General features: G+C 51.2%; 16 protein-coding genes. 6 read left to right on the forward strand and 10 right to left on the reverse strand.

Going from position 1 to position 16,603, the window contains the following annotated elements; translation table 11 throughout:
- Positions 1 to 165: 165 nt before the first annotated feature.
- Together L0Y31_RS19165 and L0Y31_RS19170 are read right to left on the reverse strand one after the other, a co-directional pair.
- Positions 166 to 1,656, reverse strand: a complete 1,491-nt coding sequence (locus tag L0Y31_RS19165; protein ID WP_234734697.1) for a hypothetical protein — start codon at positions 1,654 to 1,656, stop codon at positions 166 to 168.
- The gene (locus L0Y31_RS19170; RefSeq protein ID WP_234734698.1) at positions 1,646 to 2,254 is read right to left on the reverse strand and encodes an RNA polymerase sigma factor; all 609 of its coding nucleotides are present in this window, start codon (positions 2,252 to 2,254) and stop codon (positions 1,646 to 1,648) included. Before L0Y31_RS19170 ends, L0Y31_RS19165 begins: the two co-directional genes overlap by 11 nt.
- A gap of 184 nt (positions 2,255 to 2,438) precedes the next feature.
- Between L0Y31_RS19170 and L0Y31_RS19175 the strand changes: the two genes are divergently transcribed.
- Positions 2,439 to 2,846 (forward strand): Rieske (2Fe-2S) protein, encoded by a 408-nt coding sequence (locus tag L0Y31_RS19175; RefSeq protein ID WP_234734699.1) that lies wholly within the window; start codon positions 2,439 to 2,441, stop codon positions 2,844 to 2,846.
- A 27-nt stretch (positions 2,847 to 2,873) separates the two neighbouring features.
- Positions 2,874 to 3,350: a hypothetical protein gene (locus L0Y31_RS19180; protein ID WP_234734700.1), complete on the forward strand. Its 477-nt coding sequence runs from the start codon at positions 2,874 to 2,876 to the stop codon at positions 3,348 to 3,350.
- 64 nt (positions 3,351 to 3,414) lie between these two features.
- On the opposite strand, the gene L0Y31_RS19185 is transcribed toward L0Y31_RS19180, so the two are convergent.
- From L0Y31_RS19185 to L0Y31_RS19195, 3 genes are all read right to left on the reverse strand, one after another.
- On the reverse strand, positions 3,415 to 3,804 hold the full coding sequence (locus L0Y31_RS19185; RefSeq protein WP_234734701.1) for a Spy/CpxP family protein refolding chaperone: 390 nt from the start codon (positions 3,802 to 3,804) through the stop codon (positions 3,415 to 3,417).
- Positions 3,805 to 3,880: 76 nt separating this feature from the next.
- On the reverse strand, positions 3,881 to 4,213 hold the full coding sequence (locus L0Y31_RS19190; RefSeq protein ID WP_234734702.1) for a hypothetical protein: 333 nt from the start codon (positions 4,211 to 4,213) through the stop codon (positions 3,881 to 3,883).
- Positions 4,214 to 4,216: 3 nt separating this feature from the next.
- Positions 4,217 to 4,795, reverse strand: a complete 579-nt coding sequence (locus L0Y31_RS19195) for an RNA polymerase sigma factor (protein ID WP_234734703.1) — start codon at positions 4,793 to 4,795, stop codon at positions 4,217 to 4,219.
- Between the two features lie 231 nt (positions 4,796 to 5,026).
- Between L0Y31_RS19195 and L0Y31_RS19200 the strand changes: the two genes are divergently transcribed.
- The 4 genes from L0Y31_RS19200 to L0Y31_RS19215 all read left to right on the forward strand — a co-directional run bounded on the left by L0Y31_RS19200 (position 5,027) and on the right by L0Y31_RS19215 (position 9,864).
- Positions 5,027 to 6,415 (forward strand): glycoside hydrolase family 88/105 protein, encoded by a 1,389-nt coding sequence (locus L0Y31_RS19200; protein WP_234734704.1) that lies wholly within the window; start codon positions 5,027 to 5,029, stop codon positions 6,413 to 6,415.
- A gap of 182 nt (positions 6,416 to 6,597) precedes the next feature.
- Positions 6,598 to 7,932 (forward strand): rhamnogalacturonan acetylesterase, encoded by a 1,335-nt coding sequence (locus tag L0Y31_RS19205; RefSeq protein ID WP_234734705.1) that lies wholly within the window; start codon positions 6,598 to 6,600, stop codon positions 7,930 to 7,932.
- A 36-nt stretch (positions 7,933 to 7,968) separates the two neighbouring features.
- Positions 7,969 to 8,757: a rhamnogalacturonan acetylesterase gene (locus tag L0Y31_RS19210; RefSeq protein WP_234734706.1), complete on the forward strand. Its 789-nt coding sequence runs from the start codon at positions 7,969 to 7,971 to the stop codon at positions 8,755 to 8,757.
- A gap of 15 nt (positions 8,758 to 8,772) precedes the next feature.
- Entirely contained in the window at positions 8,773 to 9,864 is a 1,092-nt protein-coding gene (locus L0Y31_RS19215; protein WP_234734707.1) for a PKD domain-containing protein, read from the forward strand.
- A 47-nt stretch (positions 9,865 to 9,911) separates the two neighbouring features.
- Here L0Y31_RS19215 and L0Y31_RS19220 read toward each other — a convergent pair whose 3' ends face one another.
- From L0Y31_RS19220 to L0Y31_RS19240, 5 genes are all read right to left on the reverse strand, one after another.
- Complete coding sequence (locus tag L0Y31_RS19220) at positions 9,912 to 11,606, reverse strand: carboxylesterase family protein (RefSeq protein ID WP_234734708.1); 1,695 nt, start codon at positions 11,604 to 11,606, stop codon at positions 9,912 to 9,914.
- Between the two features lie 65 nt (positions 11,607 to 11,671).
- Complete coding sequence (locus tag L0Y31_RS19225; protein ID WP_234734709.1) at positions 11,672 to 13,825, reverse strand: hypothetical protein; 2,154 nt, start codon at positions 13,823 to 13,825, stop codon at positions 11,672 to 11,674.
- Positions 13,826 to 13,862: 37 nt separating this feature from the next.
- On the reverse strand, positions 13,863 to 14,426 hold the full coding sequence (locus tag L0Y31_RS19230) for a LutC/YkgG family protein (RefSeq protein WP_234734710.1): 564 nt from the start codon (positions 14,424 to 14,426) through the stop codon (positions 13,863 to 13,865).
- Positions 14,419 to 15,855: a lactate utilization protein B gene (locus L0Y31_RS19235; protein ID WP_234734711.1), complete on the reverse strand. Its 1,437-nt coding sequence runs from the start codon at positions 15,853 to 15,855 to the stop codon at positions 14,419 to 14,421. Before L0Y31_RS19235 ends, L0Y31_RS19230 begins: the two co-directional genes overlap by 8 nt.
- A complete protein-coding gene (locus L0Y31_RS19240; RefSeq protein ID WP_234734712.1) occupies positions 15,852 to 16,592 on the reverse strand; it encodes a (Fe-S)-binding protein in 741 nt (246 codons plus the stop codon). Before L0Y31_RS19240 ends, L0Y31_RS19235 begins: the two co-directional genes overlap by 4 nt.
- Positions 16,593 to 16,603: the final 11 nt, after the last annotated feature.

Genomic DNA, 16,603 nt, shown 5'->3' on the forward strand with positions numbered 1-16,603 from the left:
TAGTAACTAGATAGAAAATGGACTATTTTTAAATTTTATTAATAACCATCCAGTATACACTATAAAAAAAATACAATAACAAAAACCCCGCTCGAGCTAATTCGAGCGGGGTTCGTATTATTACCTATAAAATTTTGTATTGGCCTTGCTTTAATCAATCGTTACTTAGAATTGGTACAATACGCGCATGCGCGCACCAATCGAATTGCTTTTCATCCCATTTGGGTCTGTCTGCCACGCTCTTGAAATATATGGGCTTCCCTGCACGGCCCAATGATCCCACTGCTTTTCAACGGCTAAGGCCAAAAACCAACCGCTGTGCAATTCAGGCGGACAAACGCGCTTGAGGTCAACCGGCAGAAAACCACGCGGGTCGCGGGGATCACGCCGATACATAAAATCAACCTGCTCTTTCACCTGTAGGCCAATATTAGCCCCAACAGTGGGCACAATCGCCAGTTGATCTGTAACCGCAATCCGATAGCCTAGACTAACTGGCAGTTGCCATATCTTGTTGCTGCGCTCAATATTTAGAATTTCGTGCTGTGGTCCGAGGCCGTTGGCATATTTTTTACGGAAATTGAGGCGGGTCTTTTCATCAAACTGATTATCAGTCATAAATTGCTCTTCTGACTTGGTTTGCCGGTTCAAGCCAACGCCTAAGGTCAGATGATTGCCAATAATGGCTTCGCCGTATAGCCCCAAGCCCCATTGCTGTAAACCCAACTCTCCCCCAGCTCCTAAACGAAAACGGATGAGCGGCTGCGGCTCCTCGATTGCCGGAGCCAACCCGGACAGAGCAACCGCCGTTTTAGGCATTAGCGATGCTACCCGGATGCGTCGCACACGACGTTCAAACTGCTCGGTAAAGTAAGCCGAATCCAGTCGCATTGCGGCACGGGGCGCGAGGGTGTTCAACTGAAAATTTTTCTGGGTGGCTGCCCAACGATCATTAGATCCTCCATTGCCAGAGGTACTTTCTATCTTGGTCGGCAATTCTGTACGTCCTGCCTGGCCTCCAGCCAACTGATCCGGTCCCTTCAGATTTATTTTTGCCTGATGATCAGCCGATTCTGAGACTTTCTGATCTTTACTAAAAGCAGTTTCCCGCATCTTGGATCGATCTGCCCATTGACCTGCTGGCTTTATTTCTAACTCGTTTTTAGTAGTCGTAGCGTTTATTTCATAGCCGTTTTCGGTCGTAGGCTTCTTAATTGGGCTTCTATTTTCTTTATTTTCAGATGCAGCAAGCCGCTCTTGCGGTTGAGCAGAAGAGCCATTGGCAGCCGATATAGCTTCTTTTTGAGTACTTTTCTCGGCTATGTATTGAGTAATATAAACTGTATCGACGCGGCTGGCAACCTGGTCGGTCGTTTGTTGCAATTGAGTTACCTTCTGACTAAGCGTCTGCACTTTTTGCTGCAACTCCTGGTTGGAACCATGCTGCCAGAAAACGGTTGCTACCAGCGCCATCATGGTCATCACCCCGGCGGTAGGCACTAGCCAACGGCTAATGGACGTTCCGCTGGGCATTCCTCCCCCGCCCGCATGTTGCTGCATGTATTTTTCCATCCGAGCCCAATCCTGATCGCGGTAGGTCGGCTGTAGACTTTCCAGCTTCCGGCGAATCGAGTCAGAAAATTTATCAGTTTTCATAATATCGTATCGGAATCGAAGGATCAGTTGAAAAAAAATGAGGGTAAGCTACGCGAATGGCCTGCTGCAAACGCAACCGCGACCGGTAAAAATGAGAACGTACGGTTACTTCATTCATTTCCATCATTTCTGCTACTTCGTGTAACGTATAGCCATCTACAACGTGCAGTGAGAAAACCGCACGTTGAACAGGAGGTAATTTTTGTACCAAATCCAGAATTTCTTCGGCAGTTAGTCGCTCTATAACGTCATCATTAAATGGAATAGTCATATTTGGATCCAGCCCCGCCTCTGTATCCAGCTTATGATATTTCCGATAATAACTTAGGGCGGTATTGATGAGAATACTACGCAGCCAGGCACGGAACGGATGCACACCATCGTATTGATCCAGGCGCTGAAACACTTTCAGGAAGCTTTCACTGAGCACATCTTCGGCTTCCTCGGTTGAAGATGTATACCGCAGGCAAATACTCTTGGCATACCCAAAAAACTGCTTAAACAGCACCTGCTGAGCACGGGTATTGCCAAGACGGCAGGCAGCTATGACACTTCCCAGGTCACGCTCGTCAAACGAGGATTGTTTTCGGAATAACAAAGCCCACGGCGGTTAGGTCTATTAATTAACTCTATAACGCAATACGCTTGCTAACCGTAAACCGTTGCAGCACCTCAAAAAGTTTTTCATCTTTTTCTCCAAATTATTTTTTTGATCACCGCAACGAATATCCACCCTCTTCGCGTCAAGACGATTGAATTAGGGAAGCCTTCACAAAATACGAATGAATCGTCTTGAGTTTTTAAAATCCATGGGTCTGACTGGTGCTGCCCTGTTAGCTGCCCTGACTTCCTGCCAACCGGATAGCGAGGCCGTTCTGCCCCTCGGCCCAGTAGACTTTGATCTTGATTTGACCGACCCGGCCTACTTTGCCTTGCACCAAGCGGGCGGCTATGTTATCCAGTACGGCGTTGTGGTGGCTCGCACCGTGCAGGAAACCTTTGTAGCTGTCACCCAGACTTGTAGCCACAAGGGCCAACAGCAGGTCGTTTTTAAAAATGATGAATTCTATTGTACCGCCCACGGTGCCCGCTATGACACCACCGGAAAGGGTCTGAACACGAATGGCAAGCGAGGACTCACCACCTACCGAACCGAGCAGTCGGGGTCTATTTTACGCGTATACGCTTAATTTCTTTATACTAATCGCAATACCTCTATGAAAAAGATGATTGTAATGGGCCTGCTTTGCCTGACCGGTCTGGGTATTTACAGCTGTGACAACAATTCGTCGGTCACACCACCCGAATCTGAATCCATTTTTAGCGCTGCCCGGCTCGGTACCTCCGCTTCCGACACAACGACCTGTCGCGTCCCTTTGACCAAAGTCGACATCGCAACCTTACCCGCTTCGATTACCACGTACATCGCTGCGAACTACGCGGGAGCCACCATTCTCGAAGCCGGTAGGGATAGCCAGGGTATTTTTGTAGTTCGGATTTCGGCAAACAATCAATCGAACGTTCTGGCCTTCAACGCAGACGGTACTTTCAAAGCCGATTTGAAATTCCGGGGCAAAGGACCCGGACGGGGCGAAGGCAAACGCGATAGCTTGCGTCGGGACAGCTTGCACCACCCAAAACCGCATCCGGATAGCCTGGGCCACCCTAAACCCGGTAAAAAGCCCCGGAAATAAGTGCATCGAGATTGCTTAAATCTAAAAGCAAAAACCGGACAGCTAGCTGTCCGGTTTTTGCTGATTACTGATCAGGCTTTTGCCCGGGACCGTGCCCGCGCCGGGCCCATCGTGTCCGCCGCTCTTTCAGAACCTGCTGCAATTTTTTTCGCTGCTCCGGCGTACAAAGGGCGCTGATTTTCTCGAAGTGTCGATATGTCCGCACATCGACCTGCGCAATCTGCTCTTCGATCTTCCGGGCCTGCTTCAACAGTGCCGAATCACTCACGGTAGTTTTTCCGACCTGCCCGAAGAACGCCTGTTTATCGCGCTGCATCTTATCCATCATTGGACGAATCTGCTTAAAATGCGCTTCTTTTAACCTTTTATATTCTTTCTGCTGCTCCTGCGTAAAATCAAGTTTTTCGGTCAGGAACGAATGGGGCTGATGCGAGCGGTTGAAGCGCGGCCACATAATCCAGAATAATAACCCTGCATTCAACAGAACAAGGGCAATAATTATACCTATTAAGATTCGATACCTGAGCGGATTATTCATCAAGGTCAATCGGAGAACGGTCTAACTGGTAATCAACAACAAATTCTTCCTGCGTCGTAGCCAGAGCAGTTGGCTTTGGCACACTGGCATATTCGTAGTACAGCCCGCCAATCACAACATTGAGCAGAACCAGCAAACTTAGTCCAGCCAGGGCATAACTTGGCCGACGAATCCAGAAAGGCAGTTTTTTCAAGTCATCGATCTGGCGAGCCTCCAATTTGGCTCTTAAACGCTGGTAAAAGAATGGCCGCGTTTGCTCCGATTCATTCGCTCGGAGTTCGCTAAACCAGGCTTCCCATTCTTCGTCAGAGTGGTTCGGTAGCATAGCTTATTGATGTTTGGTATCGTTATAATACGTTCCTAAATACTTACGCAAATTTTGCTTTGCCCGATGCAGCAGCGATTCGACCGCCGAAACAGACGTTTGCATAACGCTGGCAATGTTCTGGTAGTCAATACCTTCCAGATAATGCAGGGTAAAGGCTACTTTTTGCTGATCAGCCAATCGGCCAATGGCATTTATTAATAATTGCCTGCGTTCTTCATTTTCCAGTATCCGTCCGGGATGATCAACCGTGACGGGCTGGTGCACCAACTCGTCATCTTCCCCAAACAGGCTGGTCAGAAAGGCGAACCGTTTTTTTGCTTTTCGGTGCCGGTGGTGCGCCAAAGCTCGCGAAGTGGCCAATCGGTACAGCCACGTAAAAAGACTCGCCTCCCCGCGAAACTGGTGGATGGTTTCATAAACTTCAATAAAAACCTCCTGCGTCACGTCTTCAGCCTCATCGGGCTGCGGAACCAGCACCAGCACCAACCGATAAATGCGGTCCTGATACGTCTCCACCAACCAACGGAAAGCCGATTCGTTGCCGGATTTTAGGGCGGTTATGAATTCTATATCCTGCAAACAGCTCCGGTCGATGGACGTGGTTAATAGCTTAGGTACTAATTCTTTTGAAAACCTGCGGAGTTCTGTTAACTATTTTTCATTTTCGGCTCTCACACTCAGGGATTCCCACAAATATACCTGGCTCGTTCATAAAAGTTAGCGAGTACAGGAGAGTACATGAAAGGAAGCCTTGGTTAGTCATCCATTTTTACATTGAAAACGTTATATCTCCCTTTTCCTGAAAACCATATGCCAGTTATTTCTCCAAAGTATCGGTTCGGTCAAGCCGCCCCCATCCTGTTGTTAGGTGCTTTTTTGCTAAGCCAATCGGCGAATGCCCAGCAGCCAGCGCCCAAAGCCAACGACTCGACCACGCCGCTTCATCTCCTGAAGCCCGACTATAAAATTCCGTACGGGCAACCCTCTGTAAAAGACGTCACCGCCGTTCTGGACCGCGTGCATCGCTACCTAGACGCAGCTACTCCCGCCCAACTGGTTGACCGTCAAACGTCTCAACCCATTACTGATTTATCGAAATTTAATTCCAATGCCGTTTTTAAACAAGGGGATTTTCGGTTAATTAGCTATGAATGGGGGGTTACTTACGCAGGTATGCTGCTGGCTTCCGAAGCTACCGGCGATCCGCGTTACGCCGCCTATACCAATCAGCGCCTGGCTTTTATTTCCAGCCTGGTGCCTTATTTCCAGAAGCAGGTTGAGGCCAATCCGCAAGCCAACACCCCGCTTCGGTCAGTGCTGGCTCCCCATGCGCTGGATGATGCGGGTGCCATGTGTGCGGCCATGATTAAAGCTTCCCGCGCGGGCGGCATCAAAGCCAATCTGCGCCCTTCCATCGACAATTACATTAATTATATTCTGAACAAAGAGTATCGGCTGTCCGACGGTACGCTGGCCCGCAACCGACCGCAACCCAACACGCTTTGGCTGGACGATTTGTTTATGAGCATTCCGGCGCTGGCGCAGATGGGCAAACTAACCGGCGAAGCACGCTATTACGACGAAGCGGTGCGCCAGATTCAGCAGTTTTCGGCCCGCATGTTCAACAAGGAAAAAGGGCTCTACATGCACGGTTGGGTGGAAGGTATGCAGGTGCATCCGGAATTTCGCTGGGCACGCGCCAATGGCTGGGCCTTGCTCACCAAGGTTGAATTGCTGGATGTATTGCCCGAAAATCACCCCGGTCGTCCGGCCATTCTTCAACTCCTGCGCGACCACGTACGCGGCTTAACGGCCTACCAGTCGGGAGAGGGTTTCTGGCACCAGCTCATCGACCGCTCCGATTCTTACCTGGAAACCTCAGCCACCGCCATTTATGCTTATGCGATGGCCCGGGCCATCAACAAAGGCTGGATTGACGGACTGGCCTACGCCCCGGCCACGCTGCTGGCCTGGAACGCCGTTTCGACCAAAGTGACGGCTGGCGGTCAAGTGGAAGGCGTTTGCGTGGGTACCGGCATGGGCTTTGATCCGGCGTTCTATTACTACCGCCCCATCAATGTGTACGCGGCGCATGGGTACGGTCCGGTGTTATTAGCGGGCGCAGAAGTCATTAACTTGCTGAAAAATAAGGCATTCGAAATCAACGACAGCTCGCTTCAACTGACGCAGAAGAAATAACGAAAGAGTGAATGAGCGATTGAGCGAATAACTAGTCGACCTGTAATGTACTGATCTAAGCTCATTCTGTCTGATCACTTAAGTAACGGTGCAAAATTCAGTTCCTAGGATCAACACGTTGAGAATTGGCCAGCTATTCGCTCATTCACTCATTCTATCATTCGCTCATTAACCTAAACAGCATGCATCGAAACATTCTCCCGGCCGTTACCGCCGCTTTTGTCAGCTTGTTATCGCTGCCAATATCCGCGCAGACCCAGTCTTACAAATTTGATTTTGGCCCCGGAAAAGTAGAAAAAGGCTATACACAGGTGCTGCCAGAAACGCGGTATACCAAAGAGCTCGGCTATGGTTTTTACGGCAACGCCAAGATTTCCGCTGTTGATCGAGCTGGTAAACAGGCACTCAAACGGGATTTTTGCACCAGCGACCAGCCCTTTTATTTCACGGTTGATGTGCCCGAAGGGAATTATGAGGTAACCGTTACGTTTGGCGACCCGGCGGGCACGTCCAACCAGACGGTACGGGCCGAGTCGCGCCGGTTGATGCTTCCATCCGTGGTTACCCAAAAAGGGGAAATGGTGCAGAAAACGTTTACAGTCAATGTCCGTTATCCCGAAATCAGCGCCACGGAGAAGGTTCGGTTAAAGCCGCGCGAGTTGGGTTACCTGAACTGGGACCACCAACTGACGCTGGAATTTAACGGCACGGAACCGAAAATTTCGGCCCTAGAAATCGCGAAGAATGACAAAGCGGCAACTGTTTTTCTAGCCGGAAATTCAACCGTGGTCGATCAGGACCGGGAGCCCTGGGCAGCCTGGGGGCAAATGATCCCGGCGTTTTTTCAGTCGGGCAAAGTGGCCGTTGCCAACCACGCGGAATCGGGCGAGGCGCTCAAAAGTTTTTTGTCGGAGAAACGGCTGGACAAAATTTTGAGTCTGATGAAAAAAGGCGATTACCTGTTCATCGAATTTGCGCACAACGATCAGAAGCCCGGTTCCGCCCACGTCGAACCATTCACGACCTACAAAGAAGCATTAAAAACGTACATCAATGGCGCACGTCAGAAAGGCGGCATTCCGGTCCTGGTAACGTCCATGCACCGTCGGAATTTTGACAGTACGGGTCACATTGTCAACACGCTCGGCGACTACCCCGAAGCCATGCGCCAGACGGCCAAAGAAGAAGGCGTTGCGCTCATTGACCTCAATGCCATGAGCAAGGTGTTGTACGAAGCCTGGGGCGTCGAGCCGTCGCTTAAGGCTTTTGTGCATTATCCCGCCAACACATTTCCCGGTCAGGATAAAGAAATCAAGGACAACACCCATTTTAGTACCTACGGCGCTTACGAGATCGCGCGTTGCATTGCCGAAGGCATCCGAAAAAGTGATCTGGACCTGGCGAAGTACCTGAAGGCCGATATTCCGGCCTTCGACCCGGCCAAACCCGACCCTATCGAAAACTGGAATTGGCCCCTGAGTCCGATGATGTCAGCCATCAAGCCGGATGGAAACTGAGCCTTATTTTTACTGTAATCAAGATTTGTATTTGCCATGAAAAATAAACTACTCTTCAGCTTTCTTGTCCTCTTCAGCTTTTGTGTTTTCGCCGCCATTCAGCAGCAACGTCCGACGCTTTACATCATCGGTGACTCAACCGTTCGGAATGGCTCCGGTAAAGGTTCCGACGGCTTGTGGGGCTGGGGCAGCCTCGTGGGTGCGCATTTTGACACGACCCGTATTCATCTGGAAAACCACGCCATCGGTGGTCGAAGCAGCCGAACCTTCCTGACCGAAGGGCGCTGGGACAAGATTATGGCCAGCCTGAAACCGGGTGATTTTGTGATGATGCAATTTGGACATAACGACGGAGGTGCCATCAACGACACCTCACGCGCCCGAGGCTCCATCAAAGGAATTGGTGACGAAACCGATGAAATTGACAATTTACTGACGAAGAAACATGAGATCGTTCATTCGTACGGCTGGTACATGAAAAAGTACATCAATGATACGAAGAGCAAGGGCGCTACGGCCATCGTTTGTTCGCTCGTTCCGCGCAATGTCTGGAAAGAGGGTAAAGTTCAGCGGGCATCCAGCGATTATGGCAAATGGGCGTCGGAAGTGGCCCGTTCGGAGAAGGCGTTCTTTATTGACCTGAACGAAATTATTGCCAAAAAATACGAGGCCGACTACTCGGAAGCAAAGCTAAAAAGTGAGTTTTTCCCCGGTGATCACACGCACACTAACTACGCTGGTGCCAAATTCAACGCCCAGGCCGTGGTCGAGGGGCTAAAAGATCTAAAAAAATGCCCGCTGACGAAGTACCTCAAGAAAAAGTAGCGCTCAAAATTGTCCATGAAATTGCTTTTTACCCTGTTGATGGCTTGCCTGCTCGGAACAGCTAGCCTTGCCCAGACGCCTCCGACACCGCCACCAGACAAGCGTTCTTTTAAAATCTTTCAGTTTCCGGCTGATAGGATTCCCCGCATCGATGGGAAGGCTGACGACTGGGCGATGGTTCCAGCCAATTACGCCGTTGGAACCGATCAGTTGATTGAAGACAGCGGCAAACACGCGAAGGCTGACCCTAAAAACCTGGACGTGAGCGTTAAAGTGGGCTGGGTAAAAGGCCTAAACCGGTTGTATTTTCTGTACGAAGCCTACGACGATTACTGGGATTTTGCCCGCCCCGACCTTCACAACGATACGTTCGAGGTGGTTGTAGATGGCGACCAATCGGGTGGGCCGCTCATTAACCGCTTCCACCCGAACAAAGAACTGAGCAGCATGGACGCTTATTTCTCCTTCCACGGCGTTCACGCGCAGAATTACCACATCTTCACGCCCGCCGAGGGTAAGGACTGGACGCTGGCCTGGGGCAGCCAACCCTGGATTAAGGATTTGCCGTACGCCAATTCAGCGACAACTTACCATTTCAAACCCGGTGAGGCCGGAAAACTAACGCTGGAATTCTGGATTACGCCCTTTGATTACGCCGGTTCGGAAGGGCCGCAGCGCGCCGTTGAATCTGTGCTGACGGAAAACAAGAACGTTGGTCTGGCCTGGGCGATCATTGACTACGATGATGTTAGCTCCAATAGCAATAATGGCTTCTGGAATCTTTCCCGCGAACATACGATGTACGGCAACGCGTCTTACCTGCTGCCGTTCAAGCTAATGCCGCTAGAACCAGCCTTCAGAAAAGCGCTAGACGCTCAATGGTCGTTTAAGATATTGGATATGGCTCGGCGACTGGTGGCTTTTCAGGATTTATCCGCCGGAAAAATTACGTCCTGGAAATGGGATTTTGGCGATGGCACCACCTCCACCGAACAGCACCCGATTCATCAATACCAGAAAGAAGGGCAATATGTTGTGGTGCTTTATGTCGAAGGACCAGACGGCAAAGCCCGACGCGCCAAAGTCTGGGATGTAACGGTAAAATAGAAACTCGTAGCCGTAATTCGCTTAAGAACACAGCTACGAGTCTTGAGTTAACGAGTCGATGAAACGGCTCCGGTTGCCACCGTGACGACCCCGGTTGCGGTCATCTTGCTGGCTTCGCTTTCGGGCAAGTGCCAGTTTGTATCGAATTTCCCTTCGGCAATGACGTCTTTTGGCGTTCCTTTGAACAGAAAGTAATCCTGTGCTGCTGCCGGATTGGAAAGCGGCTTTGGCATCGGGCGGCCAACAACCTGCCCACCGTTCTCCGTCCACCAGGGCAAACCCGAACTGACCGCCACATAATGATTATTGACGGGCATGATGTAAAACAGCCCATAATCCGTTGCCGTACTGGCTAGGTGGATGGGCAAACGGTCACTGTATTGATTGATTAAGCTGTTGGTTTCTTTGGTCCCAAATAAAACCAGGTTGGCGTTTTCCAGATCGCTGGGCCGCACATCTTTATCGGCCATCACGCGCGGGAATACCATAACCCGGCCCAGAAAAGCACCCCGGTCAACAGACCAGTTGGCGGCCTGGGTAGCCAGTTCAGCCCGTGTTTTCAGTTCTTCCGGCGTTGGATTTCCGCCCGTCCCGTATACATACACGTGGCGGCTGGCAAAGGCTTCGCTCAACGGACCTTCTGCGCCTTTGCGTTTCCCCTTGGCCATCGCAGCATTGGTCTCACTCCAAACCCCCGCCTGCCGAACGAGCGATAACGCATCTTTGCCAGTCAGTTGAATCGATTTTCCATCCACCACCACATCCAGCGGCTTACCGGCTTTGTACTGCGAATGCCCAGCCAGATTCAGCGTCAAGCCATCCAGATTGTTGGACGTGATTTCGAGGCGATTTTTGCCGGTAAATTTAGCGTCGATGCTCGCCAGTGTACCGGGCGTTAGCTGGTCAAATTGAACCCAGTACGCCTGATTATATTTGTAATTAGCGGACGAATAACGCACCCGATCCGGGAAGCGATTCCGCTTAAATTGCTTAAACCACGAAAAAATAAATTCATCTTTATAGGCGTTCTCCCAACTGTTATGCTCCACGCCCGGATATTCGATGTATTCCACCGTTGATCCAAGCTCTTTGAGTCGTTTGGTCCAGTCTCGCGACACAGCTACAGGCACCGAGGGGTCTTTGTCTCCGTGAAAGAAGTGAGCAGGCACATTGAGCAGATTTGGAGCCAGCGCATCCGTGCCTTTAGGCGGAGCCGGACAAACCGGTGCAATGGCCGCCCAGATGTCGGGCCGACTCGTACCAATCCAGAGCGTTCCACCACCGCCCATCGACAGGCCAGTCAGGTAGGTACGATCTTCATCGACATTGAACCGCCGCTTCACATCGGCCAGTACATCGTACACATCTTTTTCAGGAACACCCTGATAGCCCGCCGTTCCCCGTGCGAAAGGCGACGCAACGATGTAGTTCACATCCGCCCATTCCGGGAAATACCGCGTTGATTCCACGTCATTTTCCCCATTGGCATTGCTTTTCCCAAAGACCCGCCGCAACGATAACCGGTGGTTAGAACCGGCGCCGTGCAGCATAATCACCAGCGGGTACTTCTTTTTAGGATTGTAATTTTTGGGCAGATACAAGCCATAGGGCTGCTCGGTATCATCGACGTCCGAAAAAAACGTCAGTACCTGCGGCCCCGGCTGTAACTTTTGGGCGTACGAAAAATGGCTCATTGCCAGCAGAAAGAGGACTGGCAACAACGTCCGTAAATAGTTGATCATTGGGGCTAAGCGTTAAAGGAATTTAGATACAGAGATAACACAAATTCCTTTATCCCGCTAGCAAATCAAGGCATCTTGTCCAAATTTTCCCAGCGCACGGTCCAGGTGCCATCTTTCGGAAAGCCGGGCGTCGGAGCCCCCTGATAACCATCCCAACCCGCGCACATCATAGCCACGGCCATCAGCAAACCGCCATTACCGGGCAGGTAAATTCGGAGGTTATCCCGCTGGTAATTGTGTCCGTTAGGCAGGTAGGTGTTTTTGGTAACTTTCATCATCAGGGCGTCAACGGCTTTATCGGGTTTTCCCAGCCGGGCCGCCGACATGGCCACCATCGGATAATCCCAGCCCCAGGTTTGTTCCCAGCTCCATACTTTCATGACGTGGTCAAACGTGCGGTTCATGGTGGCCACATCAACCTGGCCATCGCCGGGCAAATAGCCATACGCCCCCAGCACTACGGGGTGATCGGTCATGTAAGCCGGATTTGTGTAGGAATCCGGGAAGCTTTCAGCAGCCAGGTACAAGCCATCTTTGACGGCCAGCGGCGAAAGCTCCTTGATCACTTTATCCCATTCCGGGTTACGCGCCTGCCCGGTCCGCTCGCGCCATTTCTGGGCGACACTCAAGCCCCAGTGCCAGTACGCCAGCTCAAACGGCGGGTTAAACGTCAATTCCGGTTTGAAGCGTTCCTGCGCCGGAATCAGGCCTTTCCCCAGAATATATTTGCCTTTTTCTTTGTCAAAATAAGCGTAGGAAGCCATGAACTTAGCCGTTTCTTCCACCAGATTTTTGTATTTATCCAGTACGGCTTTACTCTGGTTATCACGATACGCCAGTTCAGCCATGTAGATAAAATGCGGCTGCTGCCAGATCAGAAACGAAGCGATGGGCGAAGGGCTGTCATTCCCCGCCTGATCGACCATTTTAGGCCAGCGCACGCCTTCAAAGCCCTGCCGTTTAGCCAAGTCCTCAGCCACCGGACGGATTTTTTCGTACCAGCCCAAGCTGCGTTCCATCAACGGCGTCCGGTTCCACAGGGCAAAGTGCGCCGCGTGCCACCAGTGCATTTCCAGGTGCGGTTTGCCATACCAACTGTTATAGGTCAGACCTGTTTCCTGCGGCGGCGCGGAGCCGGAGCATTGAATTTTAGTCAGGTATTGCGATAAAACAATCCGCCGTTCGAGTTCCTTGGCGCGTGGATCGGTGCTGCCCGACAAATCCACGGCCCCGCCGGTAGTCCAGAAGGTATTCCAGGCCGTCTGGTTCGTTTTCTGTGCTTCATCAAAAGTGAGTACAGCGTAGTCGGCTTTCGGACCGTTTGTAAACCGGCAGGTAAAAGACAGCGACGCATTTTTACCCGTTGGTGTCAGGTCAAACGTATGGGCCTCTTTTTCCTGTACCGTCGCGGTTCCGTTCCACCGCAGGGCCGCTACGTAGCGCGTAGTGTCGAGTTGACGCTTGAATACGGCTTCGTTCTTACCGCGCTGCTCCAGTTTGGTCGTGTGTTTTTCGGGATGGGTCCAATCGTAGGTGGCTTCCCAGTCCGTCGACCCATTCGGAAACCGGAACCGAACCTGCAAGCGGCCCTGATCGAGCAGCGGCGATTTCACCTGCACAGCAAGGGCGTCCTGCTGCTGGTGCGCCAGCGTTACCACATCGACCGGCACTTTATCTACCTCGAAATGGCTCTTAATTTCACCCGTCCAGAGATTTAATTCCTGACGAATATTTTTGATATCGGTCTGCTTCGCCAGTGAACCGTCGGCTTTCTTAATCTGAAAGCCAATCATGCCCAAATGCAACCGATGCGGGTTTTCCCGGAGCCATTTCGTGGCCTGTCCTTTGCGGTCGTTTCCCGAAAAATTATAGGTATACGGCACTTTTCGCCCGTGCGATTCGTAGTCTTTGGAAACTTCTTCCAGCTTAAAATTCTGGTCATTGGGCAAGCTATGCCAACCCCATTGTGTCTGGGTCCCGAGCGGGACGCCGTGATGGTAGAACTCCGGGAAAGTCTGCAAGCCCGTTGGGTCAACCGTAAACGCAAATTCGCCATTACCCACCGACAGCGAACTTAGTGAATCAAATGATGTATTGAGCACATTATGCCGTTTTACCAATGCAACACGGTCAATTTTAGGCGGGGTCTGAGGGGCAACAAAGGCACTGATGGCAATAACCAACACGGCCAGCATGAGTGGCAGGCTCCGTTTTTTCATAAAAAGAAGATTGAGGAATAGGTCTATTATCTGTCTATCAGATAAGTAACAACGTCATACTACGCGCTCCATGGGCACCGATTACCAGCGATTGTTCAATATCCGCCGTTTTGGAAGGGCCGGCAATAAATACGCCGTAACCGCCGGTTCCACCCATGCGCGCATAGGCGTCGTGCATGGTAGCCACAATGGCCGTTTCGGGTATAACAAGCACTAAATGTTGCGTAATAAACGGCAGCGATCGATGCAGCATGTTTTTCTCCGGCATCCAGACCGCACCATTTTCAGCCACGCCAAACTCGCCGTTCAGAACGGCCAGATCAATCGCTTCGAGCGCTGCTTTGGGCGAGGTTGCCTCAATCGTTTCCGTTGGTTTTATCAGGTTGGAAGCTATTTTCTGCGCAGCCGGAAAAAGCCGCCGAATGGCCTCCTCCAGAGTCTCGTTATTTTCTAAGCGGACAACGCGTCCACCGATGCTTTCCAGAATGGTCTGAAACTTCTCCAGCGTCGATTCACCTCCAAAATCAGGAATTTCCGGCTCAGGTGCAAGATCGGGGCGGTTGGCCCGGGCAGCGGCCAGAATTTGTTCGCGACTACTCATGCTTGGCAATTTGCTTGATTGATGGGCCGGTAACACTCTCCGTTTTCCCGTTCACTTGCTCTTCATTGTTGTTTTCGGCGTACCATTCCCGGAAGCTTTTGGCGGGCGGAGCCGGTAATTCGCGCGTTTTAGCCCAGGGATTAATGGATTTGGCGTGCGTAAGGCTATGCGGCAGTATTTTCAACATCATCCGACCAAACTTACCACCCAGCGCAAAAAGCGTTGGACTGGCCAGCAAGGTAGTCATGGCTTTCATGCTCCACTTTTTCGACTTTGACATGGCTCCTTCTTCCGAAATCACCTGTCGCCATTTATACAACTGGTTATGAATATCGATTTTGACGGGGCAAACATCCGAGCAGGAGCCGCAAAGCGTAGAAGCAAACGGCAAGGAACTGTATTTTTTTAGATCAATATTAGGCGAGAGAATGGCCCCAATTGGCCCTGGAACGGTTGCATCATAGCTATGTCCCCCGCTGCGCCGGTAGATCGGACACGTGTTCATGCAGGCTCCGCACCGAATGCACTTCAGCGAGTTCCGGAAATCCGGACGACCCAACTGTTGCGTACGTCCATTATCGACAATAACAATGTGCATCTCCCTTCCTTCAGCCGGACGGGTGAAATGGGACGTATAGGTTGTCACCGGCTGACCGGTTGCGCTGCGGGCCAGCAGACGCGTAAAAATTCCCAGGTGTTTTAGTTTGGGAAGTAGTTTCTCGATGCCCATGCAGGCAATATGCACCGGTGCCATGTTGACACCCAGATCGGCGTTGCCTTCGTTGGTACAGACGACAAAGCCACCCGTTTCGGCAATGGCAAAGTTAACCCCCGTCAATGCTACATCCGCCGCGATAAACTGCTCACGCAGGTGCTGGCGCGCTGCTTCGGTCAGGGCCTGCGGGTCTTTTTCGCCTTTTGGTGTTCCCAGATGCTGGTGAAACGTTTCGCCGACATCTTCTTTTTTCAGGTGAATAGCGGGCAAAACAATGTGGCTGGGCGGTTCATTACGAAGCTGCACAATCCGTTCTCCCAAATCGGTATCCACGACCTGAATGCCGTTGGCCTGCAAGAAAGGATTCAGGTGACATTCCTCGGTTAACATGGACTTACTTTTCACCATCCGCTTCGCGCCGTGCTTCTGCAAAATGCTCAGCACAATGCGATTATGTTCTTCCGCATCAGCCGCCCAATGAACATGCACCCCATTTTTTTTGGCATTTTCCTCAAACTGAATCAGGTATTCATCTATCCGACTCAGCATGTGATTCTTTACCTGGGAAGCCAGGTCACGAAGCTGCTGAAACTCAGGAATGGTATACGCAATTCGGTCGCGCTTCTGCCGGACAAACCAAAGCGTTTCGTCGTGCCAGGTTGTGCGGGCCACATCGCGGGTGAACTTTTCGGCTAATTCGGGATGGCTACTCATGGTTCGTTTCCGTTGAGAATTTCGGCGACATGCATCACCCGCATCGCCAGTTGCTGGCGGCGAACAATGCCTTCGAGGTGCATTAGGCAGGACATGTCACCACCGGTTAATACTTGGGTTCCGTTCTTCTGGTGATCGGCGATGCGATCCTGCCCCATTCGACCAGATACTGCTTCTTCAACCACACAGAACGTCCCACCAAATCCACAACACTCGTCTTTCCGGTCGAGTTCGGTTAGTTCTAATCCTTCCTTGGAAAGCAGTAATTGCCGGGTTGCGCTCTCTTGCTTGGGCGTAAATTCCGAGGCTGTAGCCAGTCGCAATCCACGTTGTCCGTGGCAGCTCTGGTGCAGCCCTACCTTATACGGAAATTTACCTGGCAAGGTATCAACGCCCAGTACTGTCGAAATGAAATCAACCAGTTCAACCGTCTTGGCACGCACGTGTTGAACGCTCGAAGTCTGCTCAATAACGTTATAATGTTTTTGAACGTGGTAGACACAACTACCTGAGGGACATACGATATAATCGTAATTCTCAAATGTATCGACAAAATGATGATAGACGGGGAGAGCTTCCTGTTCGCAGCCGCTGTTGGCCATTGGCTGACCACAGCAGGTCTGTTTCGTCGGAAATTCTACTTGTACGCCCAGTTTCCGAAGCAATTGCAGCGACGCAATAGCCACCTGCGGATAAAACTGGTCAACATAGCAGGGAACAAATAATCCAACTTTCATTCAGGCGAATT

It is taken from the genome of Tellurirhabdus bombi (assembly GCF_021484805.1).
GTDB classification, from domain to species: Bacteria; Bacteroidota; Bacteroidia; order Cytophagales; family Spirosomataceae; genus Tellurirhabdus; species Tellurirhabdus bombi.

Excerpts from the sequence above, each read along its gene's own strand:
- L0Y31_RS19165 (WP_234734697.1), bottom strand. The coding sequence starts at position 1,656 with ATGAAAACTGATAAATTTTCTGACTCGATTCGCCGGAAGCTGGAAAGT.
- L0Y31_RS19175 (WP_234734699.1), top strand. The coding sequence starts at position 2,439 with ATGAATCGTCTTGAGTTTTTAAAATCCATGGGTCTGACTGGTGCTGCC.
- L0Y31_RS19180 (WP_234734700.1), top strand. The coding sequence starts at position 2,874 with ATGAAAAAGATGATTGTAATGGGCCTGCTTTGCCTGACCGGTCTGGGT.
- L0Y31_RS19185 (WP_234734701.1), bottom strand. The coding sequence starts at position 3,804 with ATGTGGCCGCGCTTCAACCGCTCGCATCAGCCCCATTCGTTCCTGACC.
- L0Y31_RS19190 (WP_234734702.1), bottom strand. The coding sequence starts at position 4,213 with ATGCTACCGAACCACTCTGACGAAGAATGGGAAGCCTGGTTTAGCGAA.
- L0Y31_RS19200 (WP_234734704.1), top strand. The coding sequence starts at position 5,027 with ATGCCAGTTATTTCTCCAAAGTATCGGTTCGGTCAAGCCGCCCCCATC.
- L0Y31_RS19205 (WP_234734705.1), top strand. The coding sequence starts at position 6,598 with ATGCATCGAAACATTCTCCCGGCCGTTACCGCCGCTTTTGTCAGCTTG.
- L0Y31_RS19210 (WP_234734706.1), top strand. The coding sequence starts at position 7,969 with ATGAAAAATAAACTACTCTTCAGCTTTCTTGTCCTCTTCAGCTTTTGT.
- L0Y31_RS19215 (WP_234734707.1), top strand. The coding sequence starts at position 8,773 with ATGAAATTGCTTTTTACCCTGTTGATGGCTTGCCTGCTCGGAACAGCT.
- L0Y31_RS19220 (WP_234734708.1), bottom strand. The coding sequence starts at position 11,606 with ATGATCAACTATTTACGGACGTTGTTGCCAGTCCTCTTTCTGCTGGCA.
- L0Y31_RS19225 (WP_234734709.1), bottom strand. The coding sequence starts at position 13,825 with ATGAAAAAACGGAGCCTGCCACTCATGCTGGCCGTGTTGGTTATTGCC.
- L0Y31_RS19230 (WP_234734710.1), bottom strand. The coding sequence starts at position 14,426 with ATGAGTAGTCGCGAACAAATTCTGGCCGCTGCCCGGGCCAACCGCCCC.
- L0Y31_RS19235 (WP_234734711.1), bottom strand. The coding sequence starts at position 15,855 with ATGAGTAGCCATCCCGAATTAGCCGAAAAGTTCACCCGCGATGTGGCC.
- L0Y31_RS19240 (WP_234734712.1), bottom strand. The coding sequence starts at position 16,592 with ATGAAAGTTGGATTATTTGTTCCCTGCTATGTTGACCAGTTTTATCCG.